Raw genomic sequence first — 15,844 nt, forward strand, 5'->3', positions numbered from 1 at the left:
TTCTTAATAACACTACACTTCCCTATTAAAAATAAGTAAGTGGCGTCCCCAAGAGATTAGTACTCTTGATAACGTCGCGCATAGAGAGTGCGGTGTCACACTGCTTTACACAATACTTAAAACAAGTAAGTGGCGTCCCCAAGGGGATTCGAACCCCTGTTACCGCCGTGAAAGGGCGGTGTCCTAGGCCTCTAGACGATGGGGACACATAAATGTGTCACTAGGACAACTGAATTTTTAAACTCGTTTCAGGCGAGCTTTCTTAATAACACTACACTTCCCTATTAAAAATAAGTAAGTGGCGTCCCCAAGGGGATTCGAACCCCTGTTACCGCCGTGAAAGGGCGGTGTCCTAGGCCTCTAGACGATGGGGACACATAAATGTGTCACTAGGACATTTGATAAGTTTAACTCACATCATGAGTTTTAAGGTAATTGCGTTTAATACAAGTAAAGACTCGAGCTTTAATTGTGACGCTATTTTCTCGGTAAAACCGCCTTTAACTAATAAAAGCTAAGTGGCGTCCCCAAGGGGATTCGAACCCCTGTTACCGCCGTGAAAGGGCGGTGTCCTAGGCCTCTAGACGATGGGGACACAGAAAACTGCTACCCTAGGACAAAACACTAATTTTTGGTGGAGCCATGCGGGATCGAACCGCAGACCTCTTCACTGCCAGCGAAGCGCTCTCCCAGCTGAGCTATGGCCCCAACTTAATCAATACCCGTCGTGATGAACACATCGTGTATTGCTTAGTGCGGGGCGCATTCTATGCACCACCCAAAATAAAGTCAACAGTTTTTTACCTAGCTTTATTTAAATGGTTTAATTTTCAACAAACTGGCTATCAAGCGTGCTAAAAAATACGATCTGAATAAAATTATCGCTCTACTGCTTATAATAACATCACTATATTGCAGCTAATACTCAATAACACCCTACTCTTCCTAATTAATGCAACAAAGCTGCATCTAAGTAAAGGTATACATTTATATGCAAATTGAACTTATCTAAAAACTACCCATTAAGGCCTGACTAATCGCATTAATCTTTTAAAAGTTACAATTGCTTATAATTACCAAAGCTTAAATGTGGATTTGAGAGTACAGCAGCTTTCACTCGCTTAATAACCAGTGTAGCTCGTACTGGAAAAACTTGATTATTGTTTGAAGAACATTTTTTAAAGAGCAATGCAGTTTCGTAATTCTATGTACAAAACTTCAGGGCGTGTTGAACTTTGGTGGGTAAATTTGCAGCAGTATGTTTGGTTTTTAGGCAAGGCAGAGCCTATGTAGTGTGGTTATTCCCCATGAATAGGCGATAACGCCGCATAAAGTCCAAACATGCGCTGCCCTTTGGGTTCTTTCTAGGGACGGTCAACACGCCCTAGTTATATGTGATCTATTTAGTTTTAATCCGAAGGCTATTAGTGAAGTATGAGTATTTACGATTTGGCTAGGTTGGCTTATAAAATAAAGTAAGTACAAAAATAGAGTTTAGAATGCTGAAAACAGCATTTGTTTTGGGAAGTTTAAATTAAATTCATTTTTAAAGGCCAGCTATATTCACTAAATAACTTGCCCTAATGCTAATTCATCTTGTTCATAGTCATAAAAACGACTCCAATAAAAAACAATGAGTATCGTAAAACTAAATTTAAGATTAATAGAACTACAATTCCCTGCTCACTTTTAGGTGTTTAATTGAACTGCAACCTTAAATTTGATGATAAAATAGACTTCAACCATATCCTATTGTTTATAAAACCTTCGTTCAGTACATTTTTATCATTCAAGTGTTGACACATTTTCAACTCTATCTATAATAGCGCCCCACAACAACGCAGCAATGCAATGTTGTTTAGATGTGGGTGATTAGCTCAGTTGGGAGAGCATCGCCCTTACAAGGCGAGGGTCACTGGTTCAAGTCCAGTATCACCCACCACTTTTTAGTTAAAGTGTTCACATCTAAATTCTAAATGGGTCATAAGCTCAGTTAGAAAATAGAGAGCATTACCGCTACTTACAAGTAACGGCAAAGTTCACTGGTTAAAGTCCAGTACTATTTATTTAATAGTAGCGTTTTAATTTATATGTGGGTGATTAGCTCAGTTGGGAGAGCATCGCCCTTACAAGGCGAGGGTCACTGGTTCAAGTCCAGTATCACCCACCACATATAATAGTCGCGTTTTAAAATTGTAATATGGGTCGTTAGCTCAGTTACAAGAAAAGAGAGCATCACCGCCTTTTATAAAAGATGGCGAAGTTCACTGGTTAAAGTCCAGTACTATCTATCTAGGTAGTAGCATGTAATATGGGTCGTTAGCTCAGTTGGGAGAGCATCGCCCTTACAAGGCGAGGGTCACTGGTTCAAGTCCAGTACGACCCACCATTTTTTAAGTGGTGCATATTACAATAAAATCTAAATGGGTCGTTAGCTCAGTTAGAAAAAAGAGAGCATCACCGCTATTTACAAGTAACGGCGAGGTTCACTGGTTAAAGTCCAGTACTATTTATTTTAATAGTAGCGTTTTAATCTATATGTGGGTGATTAGCTCAGTTGGGAGAGCATCGCCCTTACAAGGCGAGGGTCACTGGTTCAAGTCCAGTATCACCCACCACATATAAACCTATTATTATATCAATAGTCGCGTTTTAAAATTTAATATGGGTCGTTAGCTCAGTTGGGAGAGCATCGCCCTTACAAGGCGAGGGTCACTGGTTCAAGTCCAGTACGACCCACCATTCCTAGAATGGTGCATATTAAAATGTAATTTGGGTGATTAGCTCAGTTGGGAGAGCATCGCCCTTACAAGGCGAGGGTCACTGGTTCAAGTCCAGTATCACCCACCAAATTACATCAAGCGGTTAATTGATAATAAAGAATTAAATAACAGGCATACCTATTATATGTGGGTGATTAGCTCAGTTGGGAGAGCATCGCCCTTACAAGGCGAGGGTCACTGGTTCAAGTCCAGTATCACCCACCACATATAAATACCATTAAACAACTTCTCTAGTAATAACTCTTCCTTCTCATATTAAACACATTTACGAACTTTATAAAAACTCAATATATAAGTCGTATGTAATTAACTTAGCCGTAAGAAAAAGAGCATCGCCACCCTTTACAAATAATGGCGAGGGTCACAGGTATTAAGCCAAGTAATCAACCATCACACATAAATCCCATTCGATGGTTTCTTTAAAAATATAAATTTTCATATCAAAACACTCATCATTTAATTATGTTATTTAGATCCTTGCTTTTATAGTTAGCAAAAACGTATTAGGAAAAGTTAAATACCTAATAAATACTGCTATCATTTGAATTTTCTTGTAAGCAGCTAAAGTGTTGATTATAGTCAGTACTAAACATAATAACTGTTAAGCCAATGCCAACTAAGATTTATTCAAAAGCAAAAATACTTATAGTCGAGGAGCAACCACTTGCTCAAAGCTATATGAAACAATCGTTAGAAAGGCTTGGCTTTCAGCAATTGCACTTCGCTGATCATGCAAACTCAGCAAAAGAGCAGTGTTTAAGTGAAGAATTTGATTTGATCGTTTGTTCATTTAATTTAAGCAAACAACAAGACGGCTACCAACTTTACGAAGAGTTACGTGTTAAGCACCTCATAAAAAGCTCTACAGGCTTCATTTTTATATCTGCTGAAACAAATGGCTCGCTAGTTCATAGTGTTCTTGAGTTACAACCTGATGATTTTTTAGTGAAACCTTTTACCGTTCAGGAACTACAAGTACGCATTGAGCGTATTTTAAGACGCAAACACGATTTGCAAACGGTTTATACTCTAATTGATGATGGTAACGATTCAAAAGCAATTAAATACATCGACACCGTTCTAAATAAAAAAAACAATAGTTATAGCCCTATCTTACTGCGTTTAAAAGGTGATGCTCTTCTTCGTTTAAATCGCAGCGAAAATGCAAAAGACTTTTTTAAATCTGTTCTCGATATACAAAAATTTGCTTGGGCAAAAGTAGGTTTAGTAGAAGCACTTATAGCAAATAATGAACATATTTTAGCTCAGCGTATGCTAAAAACGATGCTTGAACGACAAGAAACTCGATTAGTTGCGCTTGATTTACTCGGCCGTTTAGAAATAAAACTTAATCAGTTTGAACTAGCGCAAAGTTTTTTAAGCCAAGCAGCCGACATTGCACCGCGAAATATTTCACGCCAAAAATCACTAAGTAATGTGTCATTAATTAATCACGACTACGAAAAAAGCTACTTAACTCAAAAAGACATTGCAAGTTTTGCAAAGCACTCAATACATGACCACCCCGATGTGTATTTAAATGCTGCACGTGCCGGTATCGACTTTGCATTAACAACAGATCAAACAGATCAAATACAGAGAATATCTAGACAAACTAATCAATATATAAGCGATTTAAAAAAGCAGTTTCCTAACAATGCCAATCAAGCTCAAATTGATGTGCTTAACGCACGGCTTCATTATTTAAAAGATGAGCATAAAAAAGCGAAAAAACTCATTGAGCAACTCGAAGATGATGATACACATATTCGCTCTGTCGATGGTGCACTTGATAAAGCGAAAGCGTTCCATGAGCTGGGCTTTCATCAAAAAGCGCAAACTCTCTTCACTCAAATTATTGGACACTGTGAACGCCATCCAAGTGTTAGCGACACAACTTACTTACGTTATATCCAGCAACAGCAAAGTGAGCGACGCGATATTAAAATGGGGCCAAAGGAGCTCAACAACCATGCTGTTACTCAATTTAATAGAGGACAGTTAAACACTGCACTTGAAGCTTTTACGCAAGCATTTAGGGTTATGCCTCGTAATCAGAGTATTGCGCTTAATTTATTGCAGTGTTTATTTGATTCCACTAAGCAACACAATGGCTCATTTAACCATGAACTTGCTAAAAAATGCTACGCCTTACTTACTAAAACTCAATTACCAGCAGATCAGACGCAGCGATTAGATAAAATTTTGCACATAGCAAAAGAAATGAATTTAGATATTGGAAGTTAAAGCTTTTTCATTGATGCCGCATTAACGCAATAGCGTAGACCGGTCGGTAATGGACCATCAGGGAAAATATGGCCTAAATGTGAATCACACACGTTGCAAACCACCTCTATGCGCTCCATACCATGACTTGTATCACTTACGTAGCCAATTGCTTCAATTGTCGCCGGTTGTGTAAATGACGGCCAACCAGTGCCACTATCGAACTTTTCATCTGCATCAAACAATAAATTATCGCAGCAAATACACACATACTTACCAGGTTCCAATAATGTGCAACTACCAGAACTACTTGGACGTTCGGTTCCCTTTTTACGTGTTATGTAATACTCATCTTCTGATAGTTGCATCCGCCACTGCTCGTCCGTTTTGACTACTTTTTTACTTGGAGTAGGATTGCCGTTGGTGGCAAAGTTAATAACATCATTCCACTTCAACATGATAACCTCATTGAATAGTTAATTAACCGTACTTAATAAAATTATAAAAAAGTACGGTTAGTTATTACGTTATTGAATACACTAAAGATCAGCTAAAAAGTGTTGACCGTTTAAAACTAAAACTTGTTCAGTCTTAAGGTGATTTTCCTAGCTAAAGGTAATATTTTGTTTTTCTGAGTCGGTAAATATTCGTTTAATAAAACTATCTAGTTCTGCTTTTTTTGCAGGTAAGCTAACACTCATTTGGCGCTCGTTATTACTGTAAATTATTAGCTCGTCATCCTTCATCGTTATGCGTTCAATACTCTCAATTACTAACCAATCTGGGCCGTGCTTTTTATCAAAAAAACCCATTAAACTAAAAAGTAATAAGTGTTGGGCATCTCGCTGAATAAAATCCTCTAACCGGTTTCTTGATTTAAATAGAGGCGTTAGCCTATAAACGCTTGAGCAAAAAACAAACACCCATAAACCAAATAACGCTTTAAACCACATAAATTCTAAAAGCTCAGTGCTAATCATTAAAATAATAAGCACTAAGCCTATTAGCGATATAGCTATCGCTATTTTTTTATTTACAGCGTCCACAACTAATCCCTTTTAAGTCGCTTTTTTTCTTCTGATGCTTTTTCTGTCGGCTCAGGCCAATCATTAAAAAAAACGGTTAAATAACGGCTTTTCACCAAATACCACAATACCCATAAAACAATCATCATTTGTACTGCTAAAAATGATGAAAATCGATAATGGCTATGCGCGGCTTGAATACTTAACCATGTTAAATCAACAACAGCACATAAAATAAGAGGCCAGCGCATATGTCGCCATACTTTTGCTAACCTGTCGCTCGCACTGTGGGAGTCTCGCGGCCGACGTAAACAAAATAAAATAGTCGGTATTATTGCAATACTTCCAATTGCTATTGCGATAAAAAAATCATTTTTATTTTTAAAAAATAACGACATTAAATCCAGTTCAGGCCTGCGGCTTAAAGCCGCAATAACCCAAATAAAATAGCCACGTAAAAGCACCAGCAAACTTAAATGAAATGCTATAGGTGTACGGTAACTTCCGTACTTATCCCAGTATTCTGGCCCATATCGGCTCATTGTCGTTTTCCTAGCCATTATGCTTTTTAAGCAGCTCAATTAATTCATCTTCCGTGAGTATGTCGATACCTAAATCTTGCGCTTTAGTTAGTTTTGAACCTGCTTTTTCACCTGCGACTAACGCATCTGTTTTAGCCGATACGCTACCCGAGACTTTAGCACCTAATTGCTGCAAACGAGCTTTAGCATCATTACGGTTAAGTGTATTAAGCGTGCCGGTAAGTACATATGTAAGTCCTGCGAGTGGTTGCTCTTCCTCAGAAGGCGCACTTAACGCTGGCCAATTTACGCCTTGCTCTATTAATGCGTTTACTACCGCTAAATTATGCTCTTCAGCAAAAAAACCGCGAACATGCGCTGCAACTATTTCACCGACATCACTTACCTGCGTTAAACTATCAATGCTGGCATTAATTACATTTTCAAGGGTTAAAAAGTGATTAGCTAAATTTTGTGCTGTCGCTTCCCCCGCTTCACGAATACCTAGTGAGTATAAAAACTTAGCGAGCGTAGTGCCTTTAGCTTCATCAAGTGCTGTTACTAAGTTTTTAGCTGACTTAGGTCCCATACGTTCAAGTGATTCAAAATGCCCTTGTTTTAAAACGAATAAATCAGCGGGCGTTTTTATAAGCTCTCTATCTACAAGTTGATCAACAATCTTATCGCCAAGGCCATCTATGTCTAGCGCTTTTCGTGAAGCAAAGTGTTTTATCGCTTGTTTGCGTTGTGCAGGACACACAAGCCCGCCAGTACAACGGGCTACAGCTTCACCTTCCACTTTTTCAACATGCGAATCACAAATCGGACAAGTCACTGGAAATTCAATATCTCTAGCATCATCAGGACGGCGTTCAAGTACAACTTGTGTTATTTGCGGGATTACATCTCCTGCGCGACGAATAATAACCGTGTCGCCTACTTTTACACCCAAACGTGCAATTTCATCGCTATTATGAAGTGTTGCATTTGATACGGTTACACCACCGACAAAAACAGGCTCTAAACGCGCAACTGGCGTAATTGCCCCTGTGCGCCCTACTTGAAAATCAACATCAAGCAATTGAGTTATTTCTTCTTGCGCCGGAAACTTATAAGCAATAGCCCAACGAGGAGCACGTGCTACAAAGCCTAAACGCTCTTGTAAGGCCTTTTGGTTTATTTTGATTACTACGCCATCAATTTCATATTTAAGCTCGCTACGGCGCGTTAAAATATCGCTGTAGTACTCAAGCGCGGCTTTAGGACCTTCAACTAATTTTGTTTCTGGGCACAGTGGCAACCCCCAGTCAGTCAGCTTTTCTAGTTGCTGATAGTGATCCTCTGGGATGCTGCCATCAGCAACAAGTCCAGTACTGTAAGCATAAAACATCAATGGGCGTTTAGCGGTAATTTTAGAGTCGAGTTGGCGTAAGCTACCTGCCGCTGCGTTACGCGGATTAACGAATACTTTGTCTCCACGTTTTTGCGCTTCCGAATTTAGTTTGTCAAAGCCGGCGCTGTTCATAAATACTTCGCCGCGCACTTCAAGCTCTTTTGGGTAATCACCACGTAACTTAAGCGGTACATTACGAATTGTTTTTACATTCTGAGTAATGTTTTCACCGGTAAAACCATCACCTCGCGTAGCCGCTTGTACAAGCACACCATCGCGATAAATAATTGATACAGCTAAACCATCAAGTTTTGGCTCACAACAAAAAGTAAGCTCATCGGTACTCATTAAACGCTCTTTTATACGGCGATTAAACGCAGTGAACTCTTCTTCACTAAAGGCATTATCAAGTGAAAGCATGGGTACTTGGTGCGCTACTTGCTCAAATTTACTCAGTGCTGCACCGCCTACTTTTTGTGTTGGGGAGTCGGCGGTTAAAAATTCAGGGTGATCGGTTTCTAGTGCGCTTAGTTCGCGTAATAACCTATCGTATTCAGAGTCAGGAATACTGGGGGTATCAAGCACATAATAGTTATAATTGTGTTGCTCTAATGTAGTACGAAGATGATTAACTTGCTCACTAATGCTGCTAGACATTTAAACCTCAATAAACATAAAAAAAGCCACTTTGATGAATAATCATCCAGTGGCTTATAAAAATATAATATGTGCGCTATTTACGCTGAAAAAGAACGGACCTGCTCAACATACTGCCTGACGCGTTCTACGGTCATTTCATTTCGCTCTGCATCTAAAATTTGCGCACCAAACTCGTCAGCTAACTTTTTAGCTGCACTGTGCAACATGTTAAATGCAGCTAGGCCGTCACCGTCGCACGGCAATGTCATAAATAAGCTAACCCCTGCGGTACTAAACTGTTCCATATTATCAATATCAAACGTACCTGGGTTGTACATATTTACTAATCTAAATAATACAGGGCCTTGGCCTGCCGGATCTAAGTGGCGATTAAAAAAGCCTTCCTCAGAATATTTAAAACCTAACGTGTTAACGGCTGGTAATAATTTACTGCCCTGCATGCTAAGCCCTTCTGGCATTTGAATATGCACAATAACAAAATCAGGCATTTGCGCAGATGATTTTTCATCATTTTGCTCTTTTGCTTCTAGATCATCAACTACTTCTAGGTCATCTTCAATGGGCACTGCTGGTACGCTTGTATCAATTTGTGGCTCATTCTCATCAAAGTTAAGCTCACCGAATTGTGGTTCATCACGTTCTTCTACCACAGGCTCTTTTAGCTCTGCCTCTGTAGGAAATGATTTAGATGAAGCTGGTGCGCTTTGTTGTAATGGCTCAACCCGTTCATTATCCGATACTTCTGGGCGGTCTTTTTTTCTAACTGACCACAATCCATGTATTAATAAACCACCAATGACAATTACACTGATAACGATTAAAACCCATCTTAATTGTTCGGCCATCCCCTCACCTTTTATTATTTGATATGCCTAAAACCTGTATATTAATGAAAAACTAATACACTTGTTATAAAAATTTATGCGTGTGCAAGTTGCACAGCTTGCTCTATATCTACAGCAACCATACGCGATACGCCAGGTTCTGCCATAGTAACACCTGTTAATCTACCTGCCATTTCCATCGCAATTTTATTATGACTAATATAAATAAACTGCACTGATTGTGACATTTCTTCAACCAAACGGCAAAAACGCACAACGTTGGCATCATCTAGTGGTGCATCTACTTCGTCCAGCATACAGAAAGGAGCTGGATTGAGCCTGAATATAGAAAACACTAATGATAATGCGGTCAGCGCTTTTTCTCCACCACTTAACAAATGAATTGTTGAATTTTTCTTACCCGGTGGTCGTGCCATTATACTAACACCACTTTCGAGTAAATCGTCACTGGTTAATTCTAAATATGCGCTCCCACCACCAAAAACTTTAGGAAATAGCTCAGCAAAGTCTTCGTTAACTTGATCGAACGTCGCTTTAAAGCGTGTTTTGGTCTCACTATCAATTTTACGAATTGCACCTTCAAGGGTGCTTAACGCTTTTGTTAAATCATCTAATTGATTATCAAGATAATCACTACGTGCTTTGGCTAAATCAAACTCTTCTATTGCCGCCAAGTTTACTGCACCTAATTTATCTAACTGATTAGTAAATCCTGTTAACTGATTTTGTGCTGCACTTAAATTTAATGAATCTGGTAATTCATCAAGTATTGCTTTTAAGCTTTGTCTCAACTCTTCTAATGGCTCAAGCGCAACTTGCGCTTTTATTACTAAGCTTTGTTCTTCAATTGTTAGCTTTTGGTGCTGCTCTTGCAAGCCCACCAGCTCACCTTGTGAATTTTTAAGGCTTATTTGCTTAGTGTTTAAGCTCTCTTTCGCCTGAACTAATTCTTTTTGTAGCAATACTAATGCCTGCTCACCTTTTTGATGCTGTGCTAAAAGCTGCGTAATTTTATCGCTAAGTTCTTGCTCTGGTATCAGCAGCTCTTCTATTTCACTAAGTAGTTCTTGCGCACCTTCTGATGCACTAACGTGCTCTTGCTCTGCATGGCTCAATTTGGTTTGGCTTAACTGCCATTCACTGCGTGCCTTTTGCTCTGAGAGCGTTGCCTTATGTGCTTGTGTTTTATATTGCTCAAGCATGCTTAATGCTTCGCTATAACTTTTATCACTTTGTGAGCGCAAGCTATTTGCAGCGTCTACTTCATCCGCTAAGTTAAGTTGCTGCTCATTTAACACTTCAAATTGCTCTGTTTGCTCATCAAGCACGGTATTTAATTGTAAAAGCTGAGCGGTTAATTGCTGTTTTTGTTGCTGTAGCTTTTCTAGTTGTAACTTAAATTGTGCTACTTGCTGCACAAGCATGTCGCTGCGCGTACTGGCTACCGCTATATTTTGCGCAAGCTCATGTATGGCTTCTTTTAGCTCGCTTTGCTCGTTAACTAACTTTATTTGCTCAGCTGTATGTTCGTCACGAGTGTGTGTTACTTGTTGTAACTCGTCCTCGGTATTATTTAATTGCTGCGCTTTATCTTGCAATTGCTTATGCTTTAACAGTAATGAGTTTTCTGCATTACATTCAGCACTTACATGCCAATTACGACCATATAAAACACCGTTTTTATCCATAACGGCTGTATAAAAACTATCTTTTAGTATTTCTAAATCACCGCTTTCACTATAAGCAATACGTGCTAAATGCTCTGGATAAACACCGCTTGTTATATATGTAGCTAAGCTATTTGTTGGCACACTTTTATCACTATTTGGCCAAACACTGTTATCAGCTTGCTGCTCACTTACATTTAAATGCTCTAAAGATTTAAGTGCTTGCTCTATTAGAAGCTCAAAGCCTTCTTTAACACTTAGCTGATTAAACAAACCATTAGTACGTTCACTTTTCTCATCAAGCCCTAATGTACTTTTAAGCCCCGTTATACTGGCTTTTAACTCGTTTATTGTTTGAGTGAGCGTCGAATATTGTTTTTGTGAGTTATTAACAAGCTCATTTTGCACCTCAAGCTTAGCAGTGCACTTCGTATGTGCTGTTTGTTTAGCGGCAAGCTCTTGAGTTAATGTTTGTGTTTGCTGTGTTTGCTGTATTAACTGTTGCTCTACATCACTACTTTGTAGCTCGTTAAGCTGAACAGTTAACTGATCAATTTGTTCGTTAACATGATCAATTTGCTGCTGAGTTTGTTTAATGTGACTACTATGTAGTTGCACGTTATTATTAAGCTGTTGCTGTTGCTCACACAAAGCTTGCCAATGAGTATGGTGGCGCTGCTTAAGTGCTAATAATTCCTCAAGTTCATGCGTTAACCCACTAACTTGCTCTTCACATACTAAGGCGTTTTCACTTGCCTCTTGCAGGGCTTCATTAAGTTGCTCGCACACAATTTGCTGCTGCGATTTTACCTCAGCACTTTGGATTTGGCGTTGCTGTAATTTAATTAAACTTTGTTTAAGCGTTTGGGTTTGCTGCTTTACATTGATTTGTTGTTGCTCAGCGCGAGTAAGCTCGGTGTGTATTACATGTTGCTGATGCTGTGCATCGCTTAGTTTATCTTGCTGGGCTTGTACTTGCCCTTCTAAGCTTGCAAGTACATCGTCATGCCCTGAGTTAGCGGTTTTAAAAAACAAAATTTGATCATTAAGTTTTTTAATTTGGGCACTTTTTTCAAGTTGCTGCTGATGTAACTTTTGCCATTTTAAAACGGCAATTTGGCCTTTTAGCATGCGTTCTTGTGCTTTTAATTCGCGGTATTTTTTTGCATCAACCGACTGCACAGCCAATTTATCGAGCTGGCTTTGTAGTTCTTTACGCACATCTAACAAACGTTCAAGATTTTCGCGAGTGCTTTTTATACGAGTTTGTGTTTCGCGGCGGCGCTCTTTGTATTTAGAAACGCCTGCGGCTTCTTCTAAAAATACGCGCAGCTCTTGTGGTTTACTCTCTATTAAGCGCGAGATCATCCCTTGCTCAATAATTGCGTAACTACGTGGACCAAGACCGGTGCCTAAAAATATATCGGTAATATCGCGCTTACGGCATTTACTGCCATTTAAAAAATACAGTGACTGTCCGTCGCGCGTTACTAAACGCTTAATAGCAATTTGGTTTCGATCGGCAAATGTGTTTGAAGGACTTCCTTTATCGTTATCAAAAACAAGCTCTACAGAGGCTTGTGATATGGCTTTTCGATTAGTTGAGCCATTAAAAATAACGTCGGTCATGGCATCGCCACGCAGGTTTTTAGCAGAGCTTTCACCTAGCACCCATCGTACTGCATCAATAACGTTAGATTTGCCACAGCCATTGGGGCCAACAACACACGTCATTTGATCAGGAAATGGAATTTTAGTGGGCTCTACAAACGATTTAAAGCCCGCTAATTTAATAGTGCTTAAGCGCATCTTATTGTTATTACCGATTATTATTGTTATTGATTACAAACAATTTAACTCATTAACAGTTAAATTGTTAAGCTTGACGTTTAAAATTATCTAAAATAATACCGGTCGCCATTGCAACATTAAGCGACTCTGCACCACCAAAAGCGGGAATGGTGATTTTATTAGTTACTAACTTTGCACATGTCTCGCGTATTCCATGCGACTCACTACCCATTAGTAAAACGCCTGAGCTCATAAATTGGGTTTTATGCACGCTTTGCCCATCTAAAAAAGCACCGTAAACAGGTAAATTTAAAGACTGTAGATAATCAGGTAAATCTACTTGGCTTACCGATACCCTTACAAATGAGCCCATTGTGGCGCTAATTGTTTTTGGGTTGTAAGCATCTGCGCTGTCGGTGCTAGTTACTATATGTTTAATACCGTACCAGTCTGCCACTCTTATTATTGTGCCTAAATTACCAGGGTCTGATACGCCATCAAGTGCGAGTATTAAACCACTTGCTTGTGGTAAAGCTGCCTTTGGCATATCAACAATAGCAATGGCTGCATTATTGCTAACTAGCGTGCTGGCTTTGGTGAGGGTCTCTTCATCAGCTTCTATAAAGTTAGCTTGCGGATACTTAACTTGGTACGCATTTATAAATTCGTTTGTAGCAAAAATATTAACCACATTTAATGGGCTGTTTAATAACTCAAGTACGTTTTTCTCACCCTGTACAAGGTATTGATTATATTGCTTTCGGTACTTTTTTTGGCCAAGTTGGCGAATAAGTTTGAGTTGGTTTTTTGAAATCATAACAGCCCCATAAAATTATCCAGCAAGTATAACAGATTTCACTATAACATCTGAACTCGAAAAGCAGCGAATGGGGCTAATTTATCTTACTCGCACTTCTTTCAAAGGTCAGATTAATGCGAATAAACATGCCTTTTATTGCCTCTAATTGATTTGAATCGTCCACCGTCTGAGCCAATTCCCCATAAAGATTATCTGACGCTTGCTTAAACTTATTATTAAACTTGCCCTTGGTTGCCAACATAAATGCATCGGCTAATGTACGCTGCCACTCATTTAAATACTTTAGCTTTGTATTACCAGCCAAATTTTCACAAATTGAGTTTAAACGTACCGACGCATGCCCTAAATTTAGAGCGGTTAGTGCAAGATCAGTAATTACGCGTGAGTGTGAACCTTGATCGTAATTAGTTAGGCGAATTAACCTATCGGCCATGCGGCGGTTATACCAAATACTTGGGGTTGGATGGTTATTTATTTCGAGTAAATCTTTATAAGTGGCCTTAAAAACACGATGAACAAGTAATTGTACACTTGGTCCTGTAAATAACTGAAAAATCCAAAATAAAATACTCACCCCCGCAAAGATTGCCATTGCAGAGCTAAGTGTGTAATCGATTGAAAACGCAAGGCTCATATCGGTACTGGGTCTTACCAAAATCGTAAATGGGATACAAAACCCCAAGCCATATGGCAATGTTTGTTGATCAGCTAGCAGCAGTAAACCCAAAAAATAAGGCCCTGCTAATACAAGTAGCAATATTTCTAATTGCCCACCACTTTGTGATAATAAATTGAGTGCGTAAAAAATAGTTACAATAGCAGCAACCACCACGCCTACCAATAAACGCTTTATTACCACCTGTAAAATAGCTAACGGTATTCTCGCCAACATTATCGAAAATATGACCGGTAAAATCATAATTAATAATGCAGCAGAAGAGCCTGTATTAATCCAAATAAATGCGCCGATAGAAAATACCAAAGCAGTTCTAAATCCAACAATAATGCCAGCTAATGGGTCGCGATATGTAAGCATACTGGGTGCATTTAATAATGTTTTATCACGCTCTTCTAACGCTCTGTATGCGCGTAGTAAAATTGTTAAGTCGGCTGCTACTTCTAAGCTCACATTGAGCATGTGAGATTCAAATGGCGAATCACACACCGTATTTGCTCTATAGTCGGTTAGCTCTTTACGCAGCGTTTTAACTTGTTCGGCGCAGTAATCAAAATCGTCAGACTCTTTAATTTGCGCAAATACGTGCTTAAGTTTACTTATTAATTTATCTAAAGTTGGTGTAATAAGGTCTTCGTGGTTTCGCTGTAGGCGGCCAATTATTTGAATTAAGGCCAATAAAGAAAGTACTTTTTGCGACAACTGATTTGCAGCACGCGAGCGCCCTGGACCTTTTGGTCCTTCGTACCTTACTGCGCTGGAATCTTCGTTTATTGATCCCAATGTTGCCATAATGCCATCTATTTGCTGGTGACGGTTTTCGTGCGAGCCCTTAGAATCAAGCTCAATAACTAAATAATGTAACGTTTGATTTATAACCGACCGCGCTTGTGTTTGCAGTAAGTGTTTAACTTTTACAGGCCAAAATAGATGGCTCACAAGCCCAGCACATACAGAGCCTATTATTATTTCGCTTACTCGCGCTTGTGCAATATCAAATATACTTTGGCTGCTCACCATTGCCGGAGTCACCATGACTAAAAGTACAATAATAGCGGCTGTTACACCTGCCATAGCAAACGCATAAACAAAGTTTGCTTGGCGTACCATTGCCGATAACGCAGAGTTTACTCCCAACCATAATGCAAGTGCACCGAGCGCTAAATAAGGGTAGAGAATTAACTGAGTTAAAAGCAATATGCCAAATAAACCACCCACTATGGTGCCTATTATTTGGCAAATTGCTTTTTCAATAACTAATCCGCTTTGCGGGCGTAATTGCAAAAATATAGCCGAGACTAACGCCCAATAAGGCCTTTCAAGATTAAGCGACATAGCAATAGTGAGCGCCATCACCATGGCTATAACGCCCTTAGCCGCAAAAATAATTGCCTGTTTTTTAGGAAAAAACAAATTTTGTAATACAACGCCCACTGT

9 protein-coding genes and 11 tRNA genes are annotated in these 15,844 nt (G+C 39.2%); 8 read left to right on the plus strand and 12 right to left on the minus strand.

The window, feature by feature from the left end:
- Positions 1–130: 130 nt before the first annotated feature.
- The 4 genes from NRL14_RS16130 to NRL14_RS16145 form a co-directional block, all read right to left on the minus strand.
- A tRNA-Glu gene (locus NRL14_RS16130) sits at positions 131–206 on the minus strand.
- Between the two features lie 93 nt (positions 207–299).
- Positions 300–375 (minus strand) — tRNA-Glu (locus NRL14_RS16135).
- A 144-nt stretch (positions 376–519) separates the two neighbouring features.
- A tRNA-Glu gene (locus tag NRL14_RS16140) sits at positions 520–595 on the minus strand.
- A gap of 37 nt (positions 596–632) precedes the next feature.
- Positions 633–708, minus strand: a tRNA-Ala gene (locus NRL14_RS16145).
- A 1,158-nt stretch (positions 709–1,866) separates the two neighbouring features.
- Between NRL14_RS16145 and NRL14_RS16150 the strand changes: the two genes are divergently transcribed.
- The 8 genes from NRL14_RS16150 to NRL14_RS16185 all read left to right on the plus strand — a co-directional run bounded on the left by NRL14_RS16150 (position 1,867) and on the right by NRL14_RS16185 (position 5,030).
- Positions 1,867–1,942: transfer RNA gene (locus NRL14_RS16150), tRNA-Val, on the plus strand.
- Positions 1,943–2,094: 152 nt separating this feature from the next.
- Positions 2,095–2,170, plus strand: a tRNA-Val gene (locus NRL14_RS16155).
- Positions 2,171–2,313: 143 nt separating this feature from the next.
- Positions 2,314–2,389, plus strand: a tRNA-Val gene (locus NRL14_RS16160).
- A 153-nt stretch (positions 2,390–2,542) separates the two neighbouring features.
- Positions 2,543–2,618 (plus strand) — tRNA-Val (locus NRL14_RS16165).
- Positions 2,619–2,666: 48 nt separating this feature from the next.
- Positions 2,667–2,742 (plus strand) — tRNA-Val (locus NRL14_RS16170).
- Positions 2,743–2,774: 32 nt separating this feature from the next.
- Positions 2,775–2,850: transfer RNA gene (locus tag NRL14_RS16175), tRNA-Val, on the plus strand.
- 61 nt (positions 2,851–2,911) lie between these two features.
- Positions 2,912–2,987: transfer RNA gene (locus NRL14_RS16180), tRNA-Val, on the plus strand.
- Positions 2,988–3,392: 405 nt separating this feature from the next.
- Positions 3,393–5,030 (plus strand): response regulator, encoded by a 1,638-nt coding sequence (locus tag NRL14_RS16185; RefSeq protein ID WP_149606183.1) that lies wholly within the window; start codon positions 3,393–3,395, stop codon positions 5,028–5,030.
- On the opposite strand, the gene msrB is transcribed toward NRL14_RS16185, so the two are convergent.
- The 8 genes from msrB to NRL14_RS16225 all read right to left on the minus strand — a co-directional run bounded on the left by msrB (position 5,027) and on the right by NRL14_RS16225 (position 15,841).
- Positions 5,027–5,467, minus strand: coding sequence for a peptide-methionine (R)-S-oxide reductase MsrB (msrB, locus tag NRL14_RS16190; protein WP_007378087.1), 441 nt, complete (start codon positions 5,465–5,467; stop codon positions 5,027–5,029). The genes NRL14_RS16185 and msrB overlap by 4 nt on opposite strands.
- 147 nt (positions 5,468–5,614) lie before the next feature.
- A complete protein-coding gene (locus NRL14_RS16195; RefSeq protein ID WP_306725132.1) occupies positions 5,615–6,055 on the minus strand; it encodes a hypothetical protein in 441 nt (146 codons plus the stop codon).
- Between the two features lie 2 nt (positions 6,056–6,057).
- Positions 6,058–6,576: a DUF2919 domain-containing protein gene (locus tag NRL14_RS16200; protein WP_008138231.1), complete on the minus strand. Its 519-nt coding sequence runs from the start codon at positions 6,574–6,576 to the stop codon at positions 6,058–6,060.
- 10 nt (positions 6,577–6,586) lie between these two features.
- The gene (gene ligA, locus NRL14_RS16205) at positions 6,587–8,605 is read right to left on the minus strand and encodes an NAD-dependent DNA ligase LigA (RefSeq protein WP_306725133.1); all 2,019 of its coding nucleotides are present in this window, start codon (positions 8,603–8,605) and stop codon (positions 6,587–6,589) included.
- A gap of 80 nt (positions 8,606–8,685) precedes the next feature.
- Complete coding sequence (gene zipA, locus NRL14_RS16210; protein WP_306725134.1) at positions 8,686–9,453, minus strand: cell division protein ZipA; 768 nt, start codon at positions 9,451–9,453, stop codon at positions 8,686–8,688.
- 74 nt (positions 9,454–9,527) lie between these two features.
- Positions 9,528–12,929, minus strand: a complete 3,402-nt coding sequence (locus tag NRL14_RS16215; RefSeq protein WP_306725135.1) for a chromosome segregation SMC family protein — start codon at positions 12,927–12,929, stop codon at positions 9,528–9,530.
- 67 nt (positions 12,930–12,996) lie between these two features.
- Complete coding sequence (locus NRL14_RS16220) at positions 12,997–13,728, minus strand: RNA methyltransferase (protein ID WP_182671353.1); 732 nt, start codon at positions 13,726–13,728, stop codon at positions 12,997–12,999.
- Between the two features lie 76 nt (positions 13,729–13,804).
- Positions 13,805–15,841, minus strand: coding sequence for an FUSC family protein (locus tag NRL14_RS16225; RefSeq protein WP_306725136.1), 2,037 nt, complete (start codon positions 15,839–15,841; stop codon positions 13,805–13,807).
- Between the last annotated feature and the right edge of the window lie 3 nt (positions 15,842–15,844).

This window comes from Pseudoalteromonas sp. 20-92, assembly GCF_030847595.1.
Classification (GTDB): Bacteria; Pseudomonadota; Gammaproteobacteria; order Enterobacterales; family Alteromonadaceae; genus Pseudoalteromonas; species Pseudoalteromonas fuliginea.

What these genes read in the sequence shown, in the direction of transcription:
- NRL14_RS16185 (WP_149606183.1), top strand. Translation starts at nt 3,393, where the DNA reads ATGCCAACTAAGATTTATTCAAAAGCAAAAATACTTATAGTCGAGGAG.
- msrB (WP_007378087.1), bottom strand. Translation starts at nt 5,467, where the DNA reads ATGTTGAAGTGGAATGATGTTATTAACTTTGCCACCAACGGCAATCCT.
- NRL14_RS16200 (WP_008138231.1), bottom strand. Translation starts at nt 6,576, where the DNA reads ATGAGCCGATATGGGCCAGAATACTGGGATAAGTACGGAAGTTACCGT.
- ligA (WP_306725133.1), bottom strand. Translation starts at nt 8,605, where the DNA reads ATGTCTAGCAGCATTAGTGAGCAAGTTAATCATCTTCGTACTACATTA.
- zipA (WP_306725134.1), bottom strand. Translation starts at nt 9,453, where the DNA reads ATGGCCGAACAATTAAGATGGGTTTTAATCGTTATCAGTGTAATTGTC.
- NRL14_RS16215 (WP_306725135.1), bottom strand. Translation starts at nt 12,929, where the DNA reads ATGCGCTTAAGCACTATTAAATTAGCGGGCTTTAAATCGTTTGTAGAG.
- NRL14_RS16220 (WP_182671353.1), bottom strand. Translation starts at nt 13,728, where the DNA reads ATGATTTCAAAAAACCAACTCAAACTTATTCGCCAACTTGGCCAAAAA.